Here is a 14880-nt window from a genome sequence, read left to right as displayed (position 1 = left end):
CCGGCTCGGGTTCCACCAGGGTGACGTCCAGCTTTTCCCGGTTGCCCCATCCGGCGGACAGCGACCAGCCCGTCCACGGGGGACCGCGCCGGGCCGCAGACTGCTGGGAGCGGCCAGGGAGCCGGTGACCGCGCCGACGATCGCCTCGGCCGTCTCGCGCATCTGTACTTCAGTCAGCCCCTGACCGACGGCTCGTAGGCGCCGTCCAGCCGCTTGTAGACAACCCCCTCCATGCCGACCGACGCCCACGTCAGCAACTCGCGCACGACGTCGGCCTCGGTGGTCGACGGGCACAGCGCCCACGGCGCCGACGCAAACTCCGCGCGGGCGAACACCGACTCGAGCGCGGCCCTGCGCCGCCGGTACGGCCACCCGGTCGTATCCGTCCCGGACAGCCGCACGAGATCGAACGCGATGAAGCGCGCCGGCCACTCCTCCGCCGCCCGGGCCGCACCGGCGCCGCGCCGGGCAAGCCGGTTCTGCAGCCGCTCGAACGCGAGGCGGCCCGCGTCGTCCCATACGACCAGCTCGTCGTCCAGTGCGGTCGCGTCCGGCAGCTGCATGGCCCCGGCCACCACATCCCGAGACGCCGGTCCCATCTCGGTGCCGCGCCTGGAGAGCGGCTACCGGCCTGTGCGGCTACCGGCCTGTGCGGCTACCCGCCCAGGGCTGACCTCTGGCTGCGCGGCCTACGGTGGCCGGATCGTCCGGTCCTGCCGGGAGCGGTTGCGCGGGTCGGTCCCATGTCCCCACGCCGACGAGCGTGGTGGGGCTGGATGCGGGCGGTTTCAGGCAGGTCGGCGGATGGCGTGTACGGCGGTGTCGTAGAGGTCGAACATGTCGGCCTGTCCGGCCAGGCGTACCCATTCCTCGTTGGCTGCCTGGAGGCAGACGATCGCCGTGGCCGCGATCGCGCGGGCTTGCAGGGTGCGGCGGTCGGAGTCGGGCAGTCGCGGCTCGATCAGCGGTGCGAACAGGTCTTGCCAGCGGGCCTGCTTCTCGGCGTGTCCGGCGCGCAGGGAATCGTTGCCGAACAGCAGGGTGATGAACTCCAGGCGCCCTTCGGCCGGCATGTCGATCTCCTCGAGCACCTGGAACGCCGTGCGCAGCGCTGTCCAGGCGTCCTCGTCGGCCGGGCGTTCGGCGAGCCGCGCGGCGATCAGTTCGCCCTGTTCGTCCAGGCCGCTGAGGGCGAGGTCCTCCTTGTTGCGGAAGTAGTTGAACAGGGTCCGCCGGGAGACGCCCGCGGCGGCGGCGACCTCGTCGAGGGTCGTGTTGTCGAAGCCTTTGGCGGCGAACAACTCGATGGCGGTCCGGGCCAGCAGGGAGCGGACCACGGAGCGGGTCTGTTCCCGAAGAGGTGTCGGTTTCTGAGTCATGCACCAATGGTACGTGGGTTCATGCGATGCAGTCACTTGCACTTAGTGCAAGAGCATGCGTAGAGTGAATGCCATGAGCGACATCGACTACCACCGCCAGACCGTCATCGTCACCGGCGCCGGCTCCGGCCCCGGCGCCGAATTCGCCCCCCAGCTGGCCCGCCGCGGCGCGAATCTAGGGCTACCGACGTCGCGAGCCTGCTGGGTTTCCAGCCGACCCCCTACCTAAAGGAGTCAGCACACGCGCGCAGAACGTGCCGGTCCGCGTGGATCCGCCGCGAGGACGACCGCGCGGCCGAGGTGCGGGCATGGGGCGCCGAGGTCGTCACCGGGACACCTCAACGTCACGACCATCGCCCAGGCGGGCTCCGAGCCCGCCTCGGCAACAGATGAGCACCAGATGACGGTCGCCGACCGTCGCAGAGACTGAAGGGAGCAGGGGGAGAGGCACCCGCGAGGGCGCCGCACCCCGACCGCCATGAAGAAGATCGACTACCGTACCCAGACCACATTGATCACCGGGGCGAGTGCCGGACTCGGCGCGGAGTTCGCCCGCCAGTTCGCCGAGCGCGGCTCGAACCTCGTGCTGGTCGCCCGCCGCGCGGACCGGCTTCAGGCGCTGGCCGACGAGCTGTCCGCGAAGTACCAGGTCACCGTCACGGTGGTGCCGTTCGACCTCACCGTGCCGGCCGCGGGCGAGGCGCTGGCCAGGGAGGTGGCCCGGCGCGGGATCACCGTCACCAGTCTCGTCAACAATGCCGGCTTCGGCACCCACAGCCCGTTCCGCCAGGAGGACGCGGCACGCGTCCAGCAGGAGATCGGCCTGAACGTGGCCAGCCTGGTCGACGTCACCAGGGCGTTCATCGGCCAGCTGACCGGAGTCCTGGTCAACGTCGCCAGCTCCCTGGGGTACCAGCCGTGGCCGAACGCCGCCGTCTACGGGGCGACCAAGGCCTTCGTGCTGAGCTTCACCGAGGCACTGTGGCAGGAATCGCGGGGGACCGGGCTGCGCGTGCTCGCTCTCTCCCCGGGTCCGACCCGCACCGAGTTCTTCGACGCGGCCGGCTCCGACGACATGGCCCGCGGTGTCCGGCTGCAGACCCCGGGTCAGGTGGTCACGACCGCGCTGCGCACACTGGACCGGCGCAACCCGCCGCCCAGCGTCGTCTCCGGCACCTTCAACTGGGTGATGACCCTGACCTCGCGCTTCACCACCCGCCGAGCCAACGTTCTGGCCTTCGGCGCGGTGACCCAGTGGCAGATGCGCGCGAGTGGGCCCGGCCACTGACACTCTCCAGGCCACCGTCGGATGGAGGGCCCCGACTTCTGCCGCGCCGGCGAGACCACGACCTGACCACAAGCGACGGCGGCCGATCCGCACATGAGCACCAGTCCGCGCGAACACGGCGCTCAGGCCACGGCTGCGGCTCCGCACAACGCGGCCAAGGACGTCCTGTTCCGGCTGCACCTGATGCACCGCGTTCGCAGATCCGGATGATCTGGTGGGCGCGGGCCGCAGTGAGGTCGTGCGCGCTGCCCGGCAGCGTCGGCGAGATCCACAGCAGCCGCCCGACCGGGTCGGTCACCACCTGCACGTCCACCCCGTTTGGCCAGCCGGCGCAGCGTCAGGCCCTGAAGATGCGTTCGGGCTGGTCGCGGTGAGTGGTGTGGAGGTTGATCGGACGATATCGCCGAGGTGCAGTCCCGCACTACGGGAGCCGAGGTGCCAGGTCCGGGAGGAAGAGGTCCCTCCCATGCCTGACCAACTGCGCTTCTTCGCGGGCGCTGCCCGACTCCTGGAGGGAATGGCGGCCGCGCAAGCTGGTGAGCTGGGTGAACGACGGTGCGGCGTGACGGAGGGCGGCGGGGTCGGGCCGACCCGGGGCGAGCCCGTGGTGTCAGCCTCTCACCGCCCGCAGGGCTCCGGGCCTGCGGCCGTTGAGACGGTCGAGCGCGGTGGCCGTGGCCTCGTCGGCCGGGATGTGCACCACCAGGCGCAGGCCCTCGTCCGAGAGCGTGAGCGTCTCGTACGACAGGCGGAGGCGGCCCACCTCCGGGTGGTCGACGAGTTCGGTCCCGAACCGGGTGGGCGGGGCCGGAACGGCGAGCCGGTCGCTGAACGGCGCGCCCGCCGTCGCGGTCAACTCCTCGGTCAGGGCGACTACATGAGGGTCGTGCGGCGAGGCCGCGTTGCGCAGATGGGCGACCTGCTCGTCGGCCAGCCTGTCCCATCCCGGGTACACCGCGCGTGCCCGGGCATCGGTGAACAGATACCGCATCATGTTGGGCGCGTCGCCATCGAGCAGGCCGAGCGGGCGGACATACCGCTCGTAGCCCTGGGTGCAGGCCACGATGTCACCGATCCAGTTGAGCAGGACGGCCGGTGCGGGCTCCAGGCGGTCGAGAAGGGCCTGGACGGTGGCACGCACCGTGCGTACCGGCGGGACGGTGACTGACTGGCACACCGCCTTGGCCTCGCCGTGGTCCTTGGCCAGCCGGTGCAGCAGGAGACGATCCGCGTGCGACAGGCGCAGGGCGTCGCCGAGGGCGCCGAGAACCGGGGGCGAGGGGTTGCGGTCGCGGCCCTGTTCGAGCCGGGTGAGGTACTCGACGCTGATGCCGGCGAGGGTGGCGAGCTCGGCCCGGCGCAGCCCTGGCGTGCGGCGGCGCAGGCCCGTGGGCAGGCCCACGTCGGCGGGGGTGACAGCTTCACGACGGGAGCGCAGGAAGGTGCCCAACTCGTTGTCGTTCACCTGTCGAACCGTACAGCGCGTGCCGTCGCGAAGGGTGTCCCTGTCACTACCACCCTTCGCCCGGCCTCCCTCGCCCGCCTCGGGGCTCGCACGATGTAGTCATGAGCAATGACAACTCCGCGAACAACACCGCCGCTTCCGTCGCCGCGCTGCCCCTCTCCCCGGGTGACTGGGAACTCGACCCCCTTCACTCGGCGGTCAACTTCACCATCCGCCACCTCGGCATCGCCAAGGTCCGCGGCCGGTTCACCGACTTCGAGACCGGGCTGTACATCGGTGAGACCCTCGACGACGTGCGGGTGAGCGCCGAGATCGCTCTCGCCTCCATCGACACCGGGAACTCCGACCGCGACGCGCACACCCGCTCCGCCGAGCTGCTCGACGTGGAGAAGCGACCGACGATGACGTTCCGCTCGACTCGGGTGTCCGGAGAGGGCGAGGACTGGACGATGGCAGGGGATCTGACCATCGGGGACGTGACCCGCCCGGTCACGCTCGCCGTCGAGTTCGGCGGGGTGGTCGACCACCCTGTGGACCAGAGGAAGCACGCCGGGTTCGAGGCGACGGGGGAGATCCGGCGCAGCGACTTCGCGCTGGACTTCGGTACCGGGCTCCTCGGCGATGTCGTCAAGCTTCACCTGGACATGCAGTTCGTCGGACCGCAGGGCCAAGACGGCTGACCGAGGACGGGCCGCACCTCGCTGGGAGTCTCCGTGGGGTGCCGCCCGGCAAGCAGCCGACATCGGCATGGCCTGGCAGGTTCCGTTCCTGCTCCGGTACGTCCATGCAGGGGTGACAGCGGCCCGACCGGCGCCGCACTCTCCTCGCCGGTGAACTGGGCGGTCGGCGTCTGCTCCGCCTGGGCGACCGCTCGGAGTCGGCGTCGGCGCCCGCGTCGACGCCGGCCAGGACGGCGCGACCTGGTCGGTGAGGCGGGTCTCCCGAACCGCCGGGCCGCTGACGTTCGACGGGCTGTCCCGGCGCCGCAGTGACACCCACCCAGCTGGAAACGGCGCTCTTCCGCCTCGGCCTGGTCGGCCTCATCGCCCCCCAGAGGCAAAGGAGAAGCCGTACGTCTGGTCGCGGGCCGCATCACCTGGGTCGCTCTGCTTCTGGCGGCCGACCCGCCGAGCCGCGTCATCGACACGGTCCACGAGCAGACGCAAGCCCACCTCCCCCGGCACCGGCTCACCTCGCGCTGAACGGCGCTGTCCTCGAAGGACCGGCATCACAGCCCGCGGACGTACAAGAGCTGATCCTCGTTGCGCTCGCTTAGTATCCTCAGCCTCCCGCCAGATGGCGGGGTGAGCGCCAGGTCTCCCCGCCATCTGCGGGTTCCTTCGTCCGCAACCGCTGCCGAGAGTGGATGCACCTCGCTCGCCACCCGCGAAGGAAGAGTGCGATGACCGACCAGACGACAGCAGACATCCTCGGCGCCGCAACCACCCGGCCGCCCTTCGACCCCGAACTCGCGCCCGTGGCGGAAGCGCTGGCCGCCCTGCCGGCCTGGTCCGACGAGAGCCTCACAGTGAACCGACAGGCCCTGGCCGAGGGGATGCCCGGCCTGGAGCCGGTGGACCTGACGGCGGGCGGCAGGGTGCGGGTGGAGGAACGCCAGGTTCCCGGGCCGGAGGGCGCGCCGGACATCACGCTGCTGATCCTCAGCCCGGTCGAGGACCGGGGCCCCAAGGGGGGCATCTTCCACATCCACGGCGGTGGGATGATCGCCGGGAACCGCAAGTCGATCGTCGAGTTGTTCCTCCCGTTCGTGGTCGAGGGCAGTGCGGTCGTGGTGTCGGTCGAGTACCGCCTGGCTCCGGAACACCCCGACCCGGCGCCCGTGGAGGACTGCTACGCCGGGCTGGTGTGGACGGCCAAGCACGCGGACGAGCTGGGCATCGACCCCGAGCGTCTCCTCGTCGCCGGGGGCAGCGCCGGTGGCGGACTCGCGGCCGGCACCGCGCTCCTCGCCCGCGACCGGGCCTTCCCCAGGCTGAGCCACCAGGTACTGGTCTGCCCCATGCTCGACGACCGCTTCCAGACGCACAGCAGCCGCATGCTGGATGGCGAGGGATTCTGGGACCGCAACGACAACCTGTACGGCTGGACCGCCCTGCTGGGCGAGCGCCGCGGCGGACCGGACGTGTCCGCGTACGCCGCGCCGGCCCGGGCGGAGGACCTCAGCGGCCTGCCCCGCACCTACATCGACACCGGCTCGGTCGAGGTCTTCCGCGACGAGGTCCTCAACTACGCCGGCCGCCTGTCCGAGGCGGGTGTGAGCGTCGACCTCCACATGTGGGGCGGCGGCTTCCACGGGTTCGACGGGCTGGCGCCCCACGCCGCGGTGTCGCGGGCCTCCGCCGCTACCCGCGACGAGTTCATCCGGCGGGCCCTGGAGTACTGAGCTGCGGGCTGGCTCCGGCCACGCCACGGAAGCGATAGTGGCCTGGGAGGTCCGCATGCGTGAACTCATCGGCAGGCTGGAAGTCACCGACGACGCGACGGCCGGCGCGCTGCGCGTCATCGGCCACTTCGACAGCCTGATCGAGGAGCGGGCCTCGGTCGCGGCCGTGGTGCGGGCGACGGCAGCGCTGGCGGGATGCCCCGCCGGCCTGCACGACGCCGGCCGGGGGATCGCCCGTCGCTACGACTCCCAGGGGCACCCGCTGCCCGAGGCGGAGAGTCGCTCCTGGGCACGCGTGGCGGTACCGGACAGGCCCGGCTCGTGGGTCTGGCTGGAGCGGGCCGCCGAGGCGAGGCCGCTGGACGCCCTCATCCTCGAGCGCTCGGTCCTCGCGATCCAGACGCTCACGGGCGACTCCGTCCGCCGCGATGCCGATACCGCGGTGAGGATCGCCTGTGACCCCGATGTCTCCGAGACCGATCGGCTCGACGCGGTCGGCATGCTGGGGCTCACCTGCCCCGTGACCGTCGTCGTCACGGTTTCCCCCGGACCGTCCACACCGCACACCACCCGGATCGGGGCCGACGCCGTCGCCCTGGTCCCGGAAGCAGCGGACCTGCCCCAGGACCTGCGGGCCGGGACGGCCGTCGCCCGGCGGCCGTCCCACCTGCCGACCGCCCTGGAGCGGGCCCGTGTCGCGCTGCGGCTGTCCGACCGCGCGGACGGCCCCGGCCCGTCCCTGGTGGCATACGACGATCTCGGAGCCCTCGCCGTGCTCGCCGAGCGGATCACACCGCGGGAGGCGGCCATCACCACCGACGTGCACCGCCTGGACCAGGTGCTGGTCACCCATGCCTGGGTGATCGACACTCTCCAGGCGGTGCTCGACCAGGCCAGTTTGCGGCGGGCCGCGTCCGTCCTCCACGTCCACCACTCGACGCTCCAGGAACGCCTGTCGTGGCTGTCGACCCAGCTCGGCTACGCGGTCACGAAGCCTGGCGGACGCCAACGCGCCGCCGTCGCCGTCCTGTTCTGGCGGATCGCCCACAGCGAGGACGAATCCGCCGACGGCGACGGCTGAGAGCACCGACGCCTCCTCCTGGGAAGCAGCCGTGGGCGACTGTGCTGCTCAGCAGGGTGCGCGAGCAAGGAGGAGGGCGGTGCCGCCCGCTCGGACCTCCCAGACCCCCACCACACCAACGGACACACCAACGGATAGGCCCACCGCAGGCCCCACCACGACTGGGGAACACCCCCACCCCCTCCACGGCCCCGACCACGGCAGGTCAGCGCGGTCGTACCTCGCAAGCCGGCCACCCGCCCGGCGAACTGGCACCGGCCACGCAGCCGCCCCCTGGAATTCCTCTGCGTCCGGCAGGACCACGGGGAACCGGGGCGGAGTCGGCGATCGCCACTGCACGCCCGGTAGGCGGGCCAGCTCATGATGCGGGAACGCGCCCTACGGCCAGCCAGTAGGCACACGCAAGCGCACCACTCTTGACACATCAAAGATGCGATGCGACTTTTTTTATCGATACAAACACCACTCGGGAGTACGCCTGTGCCCACCGCCTCCACCACCGCCACCGCCACCGCGGTCATCGACCTCGACATCGAGGGCCCGACCATCAGCCGCCACATCTACGGTCACTTCGCCGAACACCTCGGCCGCTGCATCTACGGCGGATTCTGGGTGGGCGAGGACTCGCCGATACCCCACGAGGGCGGTATCCGCCTCGATGTCGTGCGGGCCCTACGCGCCCTGGAGATCCCCAACCTGCGCTGGCCGGGCGGGTGTTTCGCCGACGAGTACCACTGGAAGGACGGCATCGGCCCCAGGGACCAGCGACCCCGCATGGTCAACACCCACTGGGGCAACGTGGAGGAGAACAACCACTTCGGCACCCACGAGTTCATGGCCCTGTGCGAACTGCTCGGGGCCGAGCCGTACATCAGCGGCAACGTGGGCAGCGGCACCGTGCAGGAGATGAGCGAGTGGGTCGAGTACCTCACCCGCGACGGCGACAGCCCCATGGTGCGACTGCGCAAGGCCAACGGCCGGGAGGAGCCCTGGCGTGTGAAGTTCTGGGGCATCGGCAACGAGACGTGGGGCTGCGGCGGCAACATGCGTGCCGAGTACTCCGCCGACCTGGCCCGGCAGTACGCCACGTACTGCCGGGACCACGGCGACAACAAGCTCTACCGCATCGCCTCGGGCGCGAACGGTGACGACTACAAGTGGACCGAGACGCTGATGCAGCAGATCAGCTGCTTCGGCTGCGAGGCCACGCCCCGCACTTTCTTCCAGGGGATCACCGTCCACCACTACACGTTGTCCGGTCCCTGGGAGGCGAAGGGAAGCGCCACGGTCTTCGACACGGACGACTACTACCGGACGATGCTGTCCGCCCGGAAGATCGACCGCATCCTCACCGGCCACTCCACGGTCATGGATATGTACGACCCCCGTCGGACAGTCGGCCTCGTCCTCGACGAGTGGGGCACCTGGTGGGACGTCGAACCGGGCACCAACCCCGGCTTCCTGTTCCAGCAGAACACGCTGCGCGACGCGCTGGTGGCGAGCACGCACTTCGACATCTTCCACCGGCACGCCTCACGCCTGTACATGGCCAACATCGCCCAGACCGTCAACGTCCTCCAGGCGATGCTCCTCACCGACGGCGACGCGCTGGTCCTGACCCCGACCTACCACGTCTTCGAGATGAACAAGGGGCACCAGGACGCCACCTCGCTCGACGTCCACCTGCGGACGGACGACACACGGCGCCTCGTGGGGGACGCCGAACTGGTCACCCTGTCCGCCTCGGCCAGTGTCAAGGACGGCACGGTCCTGGTCTCGCTGACGAACCTGGACGCGGAGAAGCCCGTCGAGGTGACGCTCGACCTGCGCGGCGGGTCCATCGGGGAGCCGACCGCCCGGCTGCTGACGGCCGACAGGCTCCAGGCCCACAACACCCCGGAGGCGTCCGCAGCGGTCGCGCCCCTGTCCTTCGATGGTCTCAAGGTCACCGACCCGGGTCTGGTCCTGACGCTGCCGCCGCACTCCTTCCTCACCGTTCAGGCACCGCTCTCGGTCTGACGGAGACGACGACACGGTCCCGGCCGTCCGCGACGGCGCGGCCGACGACGCGCCTGCGCGCGGCGCAGCCTCCTACCGCCGCACCCCACCTGAACCACCGGCTGAGCAGCGCTGGGCCTTCCCTCTTCCCCGAGGGGAGGCAGGGCTGAGGTGTAATGGTCACGGGTGGGGCACGCAACAGCGGACAGGGGGTGAACGTGGCAACGATCCAGGACGTGGCGAAGGCCGCCGGGGTTTCGGCGATGACCGTCTCCAACGTCATCAACGATCATCCGAACGTGCGCAGAGCCACGCGGGAGAAGGTCCTCGAAGCCATGGCCCGGCTCGACTACCGCGTCAACGTGGCCGCCCGCAATCTGCGCAAGGGCCGGACCGGCACCATCGGTCTCGCCGTTCCCGTCGTGAACAGCCCGTACTACGGCCAGTTGGCCTCCGCCATCATCACCGCGGCCGAGCAGTACGACCTGAGGGTGAGCATCGAGCAGACCGGTGCGCTGCGCGAGAACGAACTGGAGGCGCTGTCCCTGTCGCGCAACCGGCTGTACGACGGACTCCTCCTCAGTACCGTGGGCATGGGGCCGGCCGACATCGAGTGGCTCAAGGTGGACTACCCGGTGGTCATCCTGGGAGAGCGGATCTTCGGCGGTCCCGTGGACCACATCGCCATGCCGAACGTGGACGCGTCCCGGGCGGCCACCGGTCACCTGATCGAGCAGGGCTGCCGGCGCATCGCGATCCTCTGCGGGGCGGTGGGCGAGGAAGTGGATGTGTCCAGCCTGCGCCACAGCGGATACCGGCAGGCACTGGAGGGTGCCGGTCTGCCCGTGGATCCCGCCCTGACGCAGATGGTGGAGAGGCTCACTCTGCGCGCGGGTGCGCAGCGCGCCCGGGAGATGGTGGAGAGCGGGCTCGACTTCGACGGCGTGTTCTGTGTGACGGACACCGTGGCGATGGGTGTGCTGCGTGGTCTCGCCGACGTCGGCGTACGGGTCCCGGAACAGGTCAAGGTGATCGGCTTCGACAACGTCGAGGAGAGCGAGTTCCTCGTCCCCTCACTGTCCACCGTCGATCCGGATCACGGCACGATGGCCGACCGGGCAGTCGCGCTCCTCGCCCGACGGATCGAGGAGGCCGAGCCCTCGAAGGACCGCGAGGAATTCGTCAGCCACTTCTCCCTGGTGGTAAGGGAGTCGACAGGAGGCTGACCGGTACGGCGGGCCGATCGGCCCGCCTTGGCCTGGTCTCCGGTCAGGCACACATCAGACGGACCACGTGACGGTGGTGACGTCCTGTTGACGACCGTGCCACTGGCCATGTGGAGGACGCCCTTCTCCGGGCCCAGTCGGCGGAGGCCATGGGGGAAGGAGCGCCGTACGCGTTCCCCTTCCGAGGTGGCCGGGACATGTTGGCTGATGCGGTGTCATCGCCCGGTGCAGGACGAAGGGTCGCCTACGCCTGGATCCACCGCCTCAGGGCGTCGACTGTGTTGTCCGGCGACGTGTTGAAGCACAGCCGGATCCCGGGCGCCTCCCTGGTGAGGAGGTTGACCAGCCGTTCGAACAGCAGGGTGTTCTCCGGCACCATACGTACGCCCGCGCCGATCACCGCCAGGCCGAACGCATGCTCCTGGAGAAGCTCCCGGACGGTGGCCTCGGCGCGGTCCGGAGAGGTGTCGATCAGACAGGGGACCGCGTCGAACCCCGCCTCGCGCAGCGCCGCGATCCCGGCCTCTATCCGAGCGGTGAGAATCGCCTCGTTGTCGAAACTGTCGAACATCCTGCTGTAGTCGGGCGCACTGGGATGCAGGCCGATGGCCAGTACTTTCGTGTCGCTCGGCAAGGCAGTTGCGGTCGTCGGCGGGCTCACGGGCGGTGCCTCTCTGTTCGCGTCGCGGGTTCTTTTTCCTGCCGTGTCGAGGCCGATCAGATCGAGATCATCCCGTCAGCCTGCTCAGGCCTGGTTCACGTCGACTGGCCCAGGCTCGGAGCCAGCCGTTCGCCGCCCTGCTTGTTCACCTCGGCGCGGCCGCGGAACTCGGTGCCGCATGGTGTCCAAGGGTCCGTCGAGGCCACGTCGGCGACGACGAGAGCGGTCCATGGGTTGTCCTCGATGTTGCGGTGGTGGAAGCGATTCTGGCCGCGGTGGTCGGGAAGGTCGTGCGCGCCGGAGCTGATCGTCGTGGAGTCGGCGGCGAAGCAGAAAATGACGGGCACGACGTGGGGTCGTCCCTTCGGTGTGACGGTGGCGAGGCGGGCGAGCTTCTGGTCCCGAGGAACACGCTCTCGTTCTCGCTGAACGAGGAGGCCGTCAGGAGACCGCGGCGAGGCTGTCGAGCACGCGCGAGTCGACGTACTCCTCGATCCGTGCCACCGACTTGGGTCCAGCTCCGCATGCGGCTCGGGCTCGGCGCCGAGCCTCGGTCACCCGGCCTGTGCGGGCTCGCTCGGCGCGGCACTCGGCGAACCGCTGGCGTGAGGCATGAGAGCCCCCGGCGACGGGTCGAAGGGGCGATCAACTTCGACTCTTCGCCGGGGGTCCCTTGTCTGGGTCAGATCACGCCGGGCTGGTGCGTCTTTGCTGCTGCCTCAGTCGGTGAGTTGCATCTGCATCTGCAGTTGCAGCAGTTCCTCGACGTGCCGGATCTCGACGATCCGGCCGTCGACCACTCGCGCGAGGTCGATGCCGGAGCAGGTCACCTCACGGCCTGTCGCGGGCAGTCCGAACCAGGGGCCGGTGTGGGTCGCTGTGATCACCCACTGGGAGACGACCCAGCCGTCGTCCGTCTCGGCCTGGTAGACGATCTCGTGGTGAGGGTTGGTGAACCCGTCGCGCATGGCGGCGACCATTCCCTTCATCCCCTCGATCGCCGAGGGAGCCCCGGGGGGCAGGTTGTGGTCGACGAGGTCGGGCGAGACCAGGGTGTCCAGTGCGGCGGTGTCGCCCGCGTCGAAGGCGGCGAATACGCGGGTGGGGACGTCGCGGGCGGAAGTGGGTCGGCTGTTCATCGGGGGTTTTCCTCTCGTTTCGGTGTGCCGGCTCTCGAGGGCGGTCAGGCTGTGGGGTGGGTGGGGTAGAAGGCGTTGATCTCGGCCAGGATGCGGTCGGGTGCTTCGTGGAGGAGGAAGTGTCCGGCGCCGGGGACGTCGGCGGAGGTGGCGTGGGGGGCGGCGTCCTGGAGGGGCGGCAGGACCATGTCGGCGAGGCCGGCCTGGGTGATCATGCGGACCGGGATGGTCAACGGCGTCTGCTGGAGTCTGGTGTTGTCGGCCTCGTCCTGGGTCTCGGTCCGGTAGAGCTCGAAGCCGGCGTGCAGGACCTGGGAGCGGGAGTAGAGCCGGACGAACTCGGCCAGTTCGTCGGCGGAGATGTTCTCGCCGGCGGTCTTCATGCCCTGGAAGAAGTGGGTGAGGAAGGTCTCGACCCGGCCGGTGACCAGTTCCTCCGCGAGGGGGCGCTGCTTGTTGAAGGAGAAGTGCCAGAACATCGACTCGATGGCGGCGAACTTCAGGTTCTTGCCGGTCAGGCCGTAGTCCATGAGGAACAGGCCCGATATCTGCTCGCGGTACTGGGCGGCCAGCGGGTAGGCGACGCTGACGCCGAAGTCGTGGGCGACGACCTGCACGTTCTCGTGGTGGCCGAGGTGGTCGAGCAGCTTGTGGACGTAGGTGGCCAGGACCGTCTTGGCCCGGGAGGGCGGGTTCCCGGTCGAGTCGCCCAGGCCCGGCAGGTCGATGGCGATGACGGTGCGGCCGGGCAGCAGCGAGGGCATGATCTGGCGGTACTCGTACCAGCTCTGCGGCCAGCCGTGCAGCAGCACCATGACCTGCGGGCCGTCGCCGCCGATGACGTAGTGCATCTGTACGTCGTCGATGGTGGTGAAGCCGTGCCGGAAGAGCTTGTTGAACTCGGCGTCGTCCTTGGTCGCCGTGTCGTAGCCGGGGCTGAGCGGCTCCTCCGACCCGATGGCTGCGGTGGTTGTGGAGGCTGTGGTGAAGGCGTTCATGGTCGTGGTACGTCCTTTGTTTGCAGGGGGTGCGGTAGCGGATGCCGTCGTGCGCGGCGGTGCGACCGGAGGCCGGCGCTGGCCGAGAACGCTCCGTCGAGCGCGGGCACCGGGAGGTTCGGGTGGTTTGTGGCCGCCGGGGGTGGGTGGTCAGACGGAGGAGCCACCGTCGATGTTCCAGGTGCTGCCGGTGACGAAGTGGGCTTCGGGGCCGGCGAGGTAGGCGACGGCGCTGGCGATGTCGGCGGGCTTGCCGTAGTGGCCGACCGTGGTGAGCTGCCTCATCCATTCCGCGGCAGGGCCCGAGTCGGGGTTCATGTCTGTGTCGGTGGGGCCGGGCTGCACGGTGTTGACGGTGATGCCGCGCGGACCGAGTTCGCGGGCCAGGCCGCGGGTGAAACCGGCGACGGCGGCCTTGGTCAGGGCGTAGACGCTTATGCCGGGCTGGGGGGCGCGGTCGGCGCTGACGCTGCCGACGGTGATGATGCGACCCCCTTGGCCGAGGTGGGCGGCGGCGGCCTGGACGGCGCTGAACACGCCCCGGACGTTGACCGCGATGATCCGGTCGAACTCCTCGAGCGTGAAGTCCTCGATCGGCGCGGCGAGGGTGACGGCGGCGTTGTTGACGAGGATGTCCAGTCCGCCCAAATGCTGTGTGGTGCGGCTGACCGCGGCCCGGACGGCTTCGTGGTCCGCGTTGTCCGCCTGTATGGCCAGGGCGCCCGTCGCCTCGGCGACGGCGTCGGCCTGGTCCTTGGCGCTGGTGTACGTGAAGGCGACCTGGGCGCCGTCGGCGGTCAGACGGCGCACGATCGCGGCGCCGATGCCCCGGGATCCGCCCGTGACCAGGGCGGTCTTGCCGTCAAGGGGCCGTACGCCGACCTGAGTGGTGCCGGGGAGGGTCTGGCTACTCATGGGGTCTCCGATTTCTTCAACACTTCATTTACGAACCGAACCACTCGGTTACTATATCCATGATGACATTGACCTGAGCAAGTGCGGTCAGGTTGAGGGCCCGCCACCGACCGAGCGGGTCCGGGGGTCGCTGCTGATGTTGACCTGCGCCGCCGAGGTGTTGGGCATCATCCACCGGCCCGCAATCCCTTGGCGGTCGAAGTGCTCGTCGCTCTCAGCCTGAAGGCCGAGCCGCGACAGCCTCTGCTCGAGCACGGCGGCGTCGGTGTCCACGGCGCGGATCGCGTCCGAGACGGGCTGCCGACATGGCCGGCTCCTTTCGGAGT

15 protein-coding genes and 1 pseudogene are annotated in these 14880 nt (G+C 70.0%); 6 read left to right on the top strand and 10 right to left on the bottom strand.

The genetic code is table 11. The features are described from left to right. Nucleotides 1–173: 173 nt before the first annotated feature. Together RM704_RS39080 and RM704_RS39075 are read right to left on the bottom strand one after the other, a co-directional pair. Nucleotides 174–563, bottom strand: coding sequence for an ATP-dependent DNA ligase (locus RM704_RS39080; protein ID WP_311592599.1), 390 nt, complete (start codon nt 561–563; stop codon nt 174–176). Between the two features lie 225 nt (nt 564–788). Continuing rightward, nucleotides 789–1379 (bottom strand): TetR family transcriptional regulator, encoded by a 591-nt coding sequence (locus RM704_RS39075; RefSeq protein WP_033525595.1) that lies wholly within the window; start codon nt 1377–1379, stop codon nt 789–791. Between the two features lie 478 nt (nt 1380–1857). Here RM704_RS39075 and RM704_RS39070 point away from each other — a divergent pair, with 478 nt between their 5' ends. Then, on the top strand, nt 1858–2667 hold the full coding sequence (locus RM704_RS39070) for an SDR family NAD(P)-dependent oxidoreductase (RefSeq protein WP_033525596.1): 810 nt from the start codon (nt 1858–1860) through the stop codon (nt 2665–2667). 190 nt (nt 2668–2857) lie between these two features. Here RM704_RS39070 and RM704_RS39065 read toward each other — a convergent pair. Together RM704_RS39065 and RM704_RS39060 are read right to left on the bottom strand one after the other, a co-directional pair. Beyond that, nucleotides 2858–2986 (bottom strand): annotated as a pseudogene (locus tag RM704_RS39065) (transposase family protein); the annotation flags it as partial. 291 nt (nt 2987–3277) lie between these two features. Continuing rightward, a complete protein-coding gene (locus RM704_RS39060; protein ID WP_033525597.1) occupies nt 3278–4132 on the bottom strand; it encodes a helix-turn-helix domain-containing protein in 855 nt (284 codons plus the stop codon). Between the two features lie 101 nt (nt 4133–4233). Between RM704_RS39060 and RM704_RS39055 the strand changes: the two genes are divergently transcribed. The 5 genes from RM704_RS39055 (at nt 4234) to RM704_RS39035 (ending at nt 10841) form a co-directional block, all read left to right on the top strand. Further along, on the top strand, nt 4234–4812 hold the full coding sequence (locus RM704_RS39055) for a YceI family protein (protein WP_033525598.1): 579 nt from the start codon (nt 4234–4236) through the stop codon (nt 4810–4812). Between the two features lie 722 nt (nt 4813–5534). Next, the gene (locus RM704_RS39050) at nt 5535–6536 is read left to right on the top strand and encodes an alpha/beta hydrolase fold domain-containing protein (RefSeq protein ID WP_033525600.1); all 1002 of its coding nucleotides are present in this window, start codon (nt 5535–5537) and stop codon (nt 6534–6536) included. A 55-nt stretch (nt 6537–6591) separates the two neighbouring features. After that, a complete protein-coding gene (locus tag RM704_RS39045; RefSeq protein ID WP_157856645.1) occupies nt 6592–7617 on the top strand; it encodes a helix-turn-helix domain-containing protein in 1026 nt (341 codons plus the stop codon). Between the two features lie 480 nt (nt 7618–8097). Then, nucleotides 8098–9636, top strand: a complete 1539-nt coding sequence (locus tag RM704_RS39040) for an alpha-N-arabinofuranosidase (RefSeq protein WP_033525601.1) — start codon at nt 8098–8100, stop codon at nt 9634–9636. Nucleotides 9637–9833: 197 nt separating this feature from the next. Next, nucleotides 9834–10841, top strand: a complete 1008-nt coding sequence (locus tag RM704_RS39035; protein ID WP_033525692.1) for a LacI family DNA-binding transcriptional regulator — start codon at nt 9834–9836, stop codon at nt 10839–10841. A 244-nt stretch (nt 10842–11085) separates the two neighbouring features. Here RM704_RS39035 and RM704_RS39030 read toward each other — a convergent pair whose 3' ends face one another. The 6 genes from RM704_RS39030 to RM704_RS39005 form a co-directional block, all read right to left on the bottom strand. After that, a complete protein-coding gene (locus RM704_RS39030; RefSeq protein WP_052145853.1) occupies nt 11086–11502 on the bottom strand; it encodes a hypothetical protein in 417 nt (138 codons plus the stop codon). Nucleotides 11503–11597: 95 nt separating this feature from the next. Next, the gene (locus RM704_RS39025; RefSeq protein ID WP_078936972.1) at nt 11598–12020 is read right to left on the bottom strand and encodes a pyridoxamine 5'-phosphate oxidase family protein; all 423 of its coding nucleotides are present in this window, start codon (nt 12018–12020) and stop codon (nt 11598–11600) included. A gap of 201 nt (nt 12021–12221) precedes the next feature. Next, a complete protein-coding gene (locus RM704_RS39020; protein ID WP_033525603.1) occupies nt 12222–12641 on the bottom strand; it encodes an ester cyclase in 420 nt (139 codons plus the stop codon). Nucleotides 12642–12685: 44 nt separating this feature from the next. Then, nucleotides 12686–13639, bottom strand: coding sequence for an alpha/beta fold hydrolase (locus RM704_RS39015; RefSeq protein WP_033525604.1), 954 nt, complete (start codon nt 13637–13639; stop codon nt 12686–12688). A 150-nt stretch (nt 13640–13789) separates the two neighbouring features. Then, on the bottom strand, nt 13790–14554 hold the full coding sequence (locus RM704_RS39010; protein WP_052145855.1) for a 3-oxoacyl-ACP reductase family protein: 765 nt from the start codon (nt 14552–14554) through the stop codon (nt 13790–13792). Between the two features lie 87 nt (nt 14555–14641). Further along, nucleotides 14642–14827 carry a hypothetical protein gene (locus RM704_RS39005; protein WP_033525605.1) on the bottom strand — a complete coding sequence of 62 codons (186 nt, stop codon included), beginning with the start codon at nt 14825–14827 and terminating at the stop codon, nt 14642–14644. Nucleotides 14828–14880: the final 53 nt, after the last annotated feature.

Source organism: Streptomyces gottesmaniae (genome assembly GCF_031845845.1).
Taxonomy (GTDB): Bacteria; Actinomycetota; Actinomycetes; order Streptomycetales; family Streptomycetaceae; genus Streptomyces; species Streptomyces akebiae.
The sequence above is the reverse complement of the archived record's forward strand: the minus strand, read 5'-3'. Positions and strand labels throughout refer to the sequence as shown.

Excerpts from the sequence above, each read along its gene's own strand:
- RM704_RS39080 (WP_311592599.1), bottom strand. The coding sequence starts at position 563 with ATGCAGCTGCCGGACGCGACCGCACTGGACGACGAGCTGGTCGTATGG.
- RM704_RS39075 (WP_033525595.1), bottom strand. The coding sequence starts at position 1,379 with ATGACTCAGAAACCGACACCTCTTCGGGAACAGACCCGCTCCGTGGTC.
- RM704_RS39070 (WP_033525596.1), top strand. The coding sequence starts at position 1,858 with ATGAAGAAGATCGACTACCGTACCCAGACCACATTGATCACCGGGGCG.
- RM704_RS39055 (WP_033525598.1), top strand. The coding sequence starts at position 4,234 with ATGAGCAATGACAACTCCGCGAACAACACCGCCGCTTCCGTCGCCGCG.
- RM704_RS39050 (WP_033525600.1), top strand. The coding sequence starts at position 5,535 with ATGACCGACCAGACGACAGCAGACATCCTCGGCGCCGCAACCACCCGG.
- RM704_RS39045 (WP_157856645.1), top strand. The coding sequence starts at position 6,592 with ATGCGTGAACTCATCGGCAGGCTGGAAGTCACCGACGACGCGACGGCC.
- RM704_RS39020 (WP_033525603.1), bottom strand. The coding sequence starts at position 12,641 with ATGAACAGCCGACCCACTTCCGCCCGCGACGTCCCCACCCGCGTATTC.
- RM704_RS39015 (WP_033525604.1), bottom strand. The coding sequence starts at position 13,639 with ATGAACGCCTTCACCACAGCCTCCACAACCACCGCAGCCATCGGGTCG.
- RM704_RS39010 (WP_052145855.1), bottom strand. The coding sequence starts at position 14,554 with ATGAGTAGCCAGACCCTCCCCGGCACCACTCAGGTCGGCGTACGGCCC.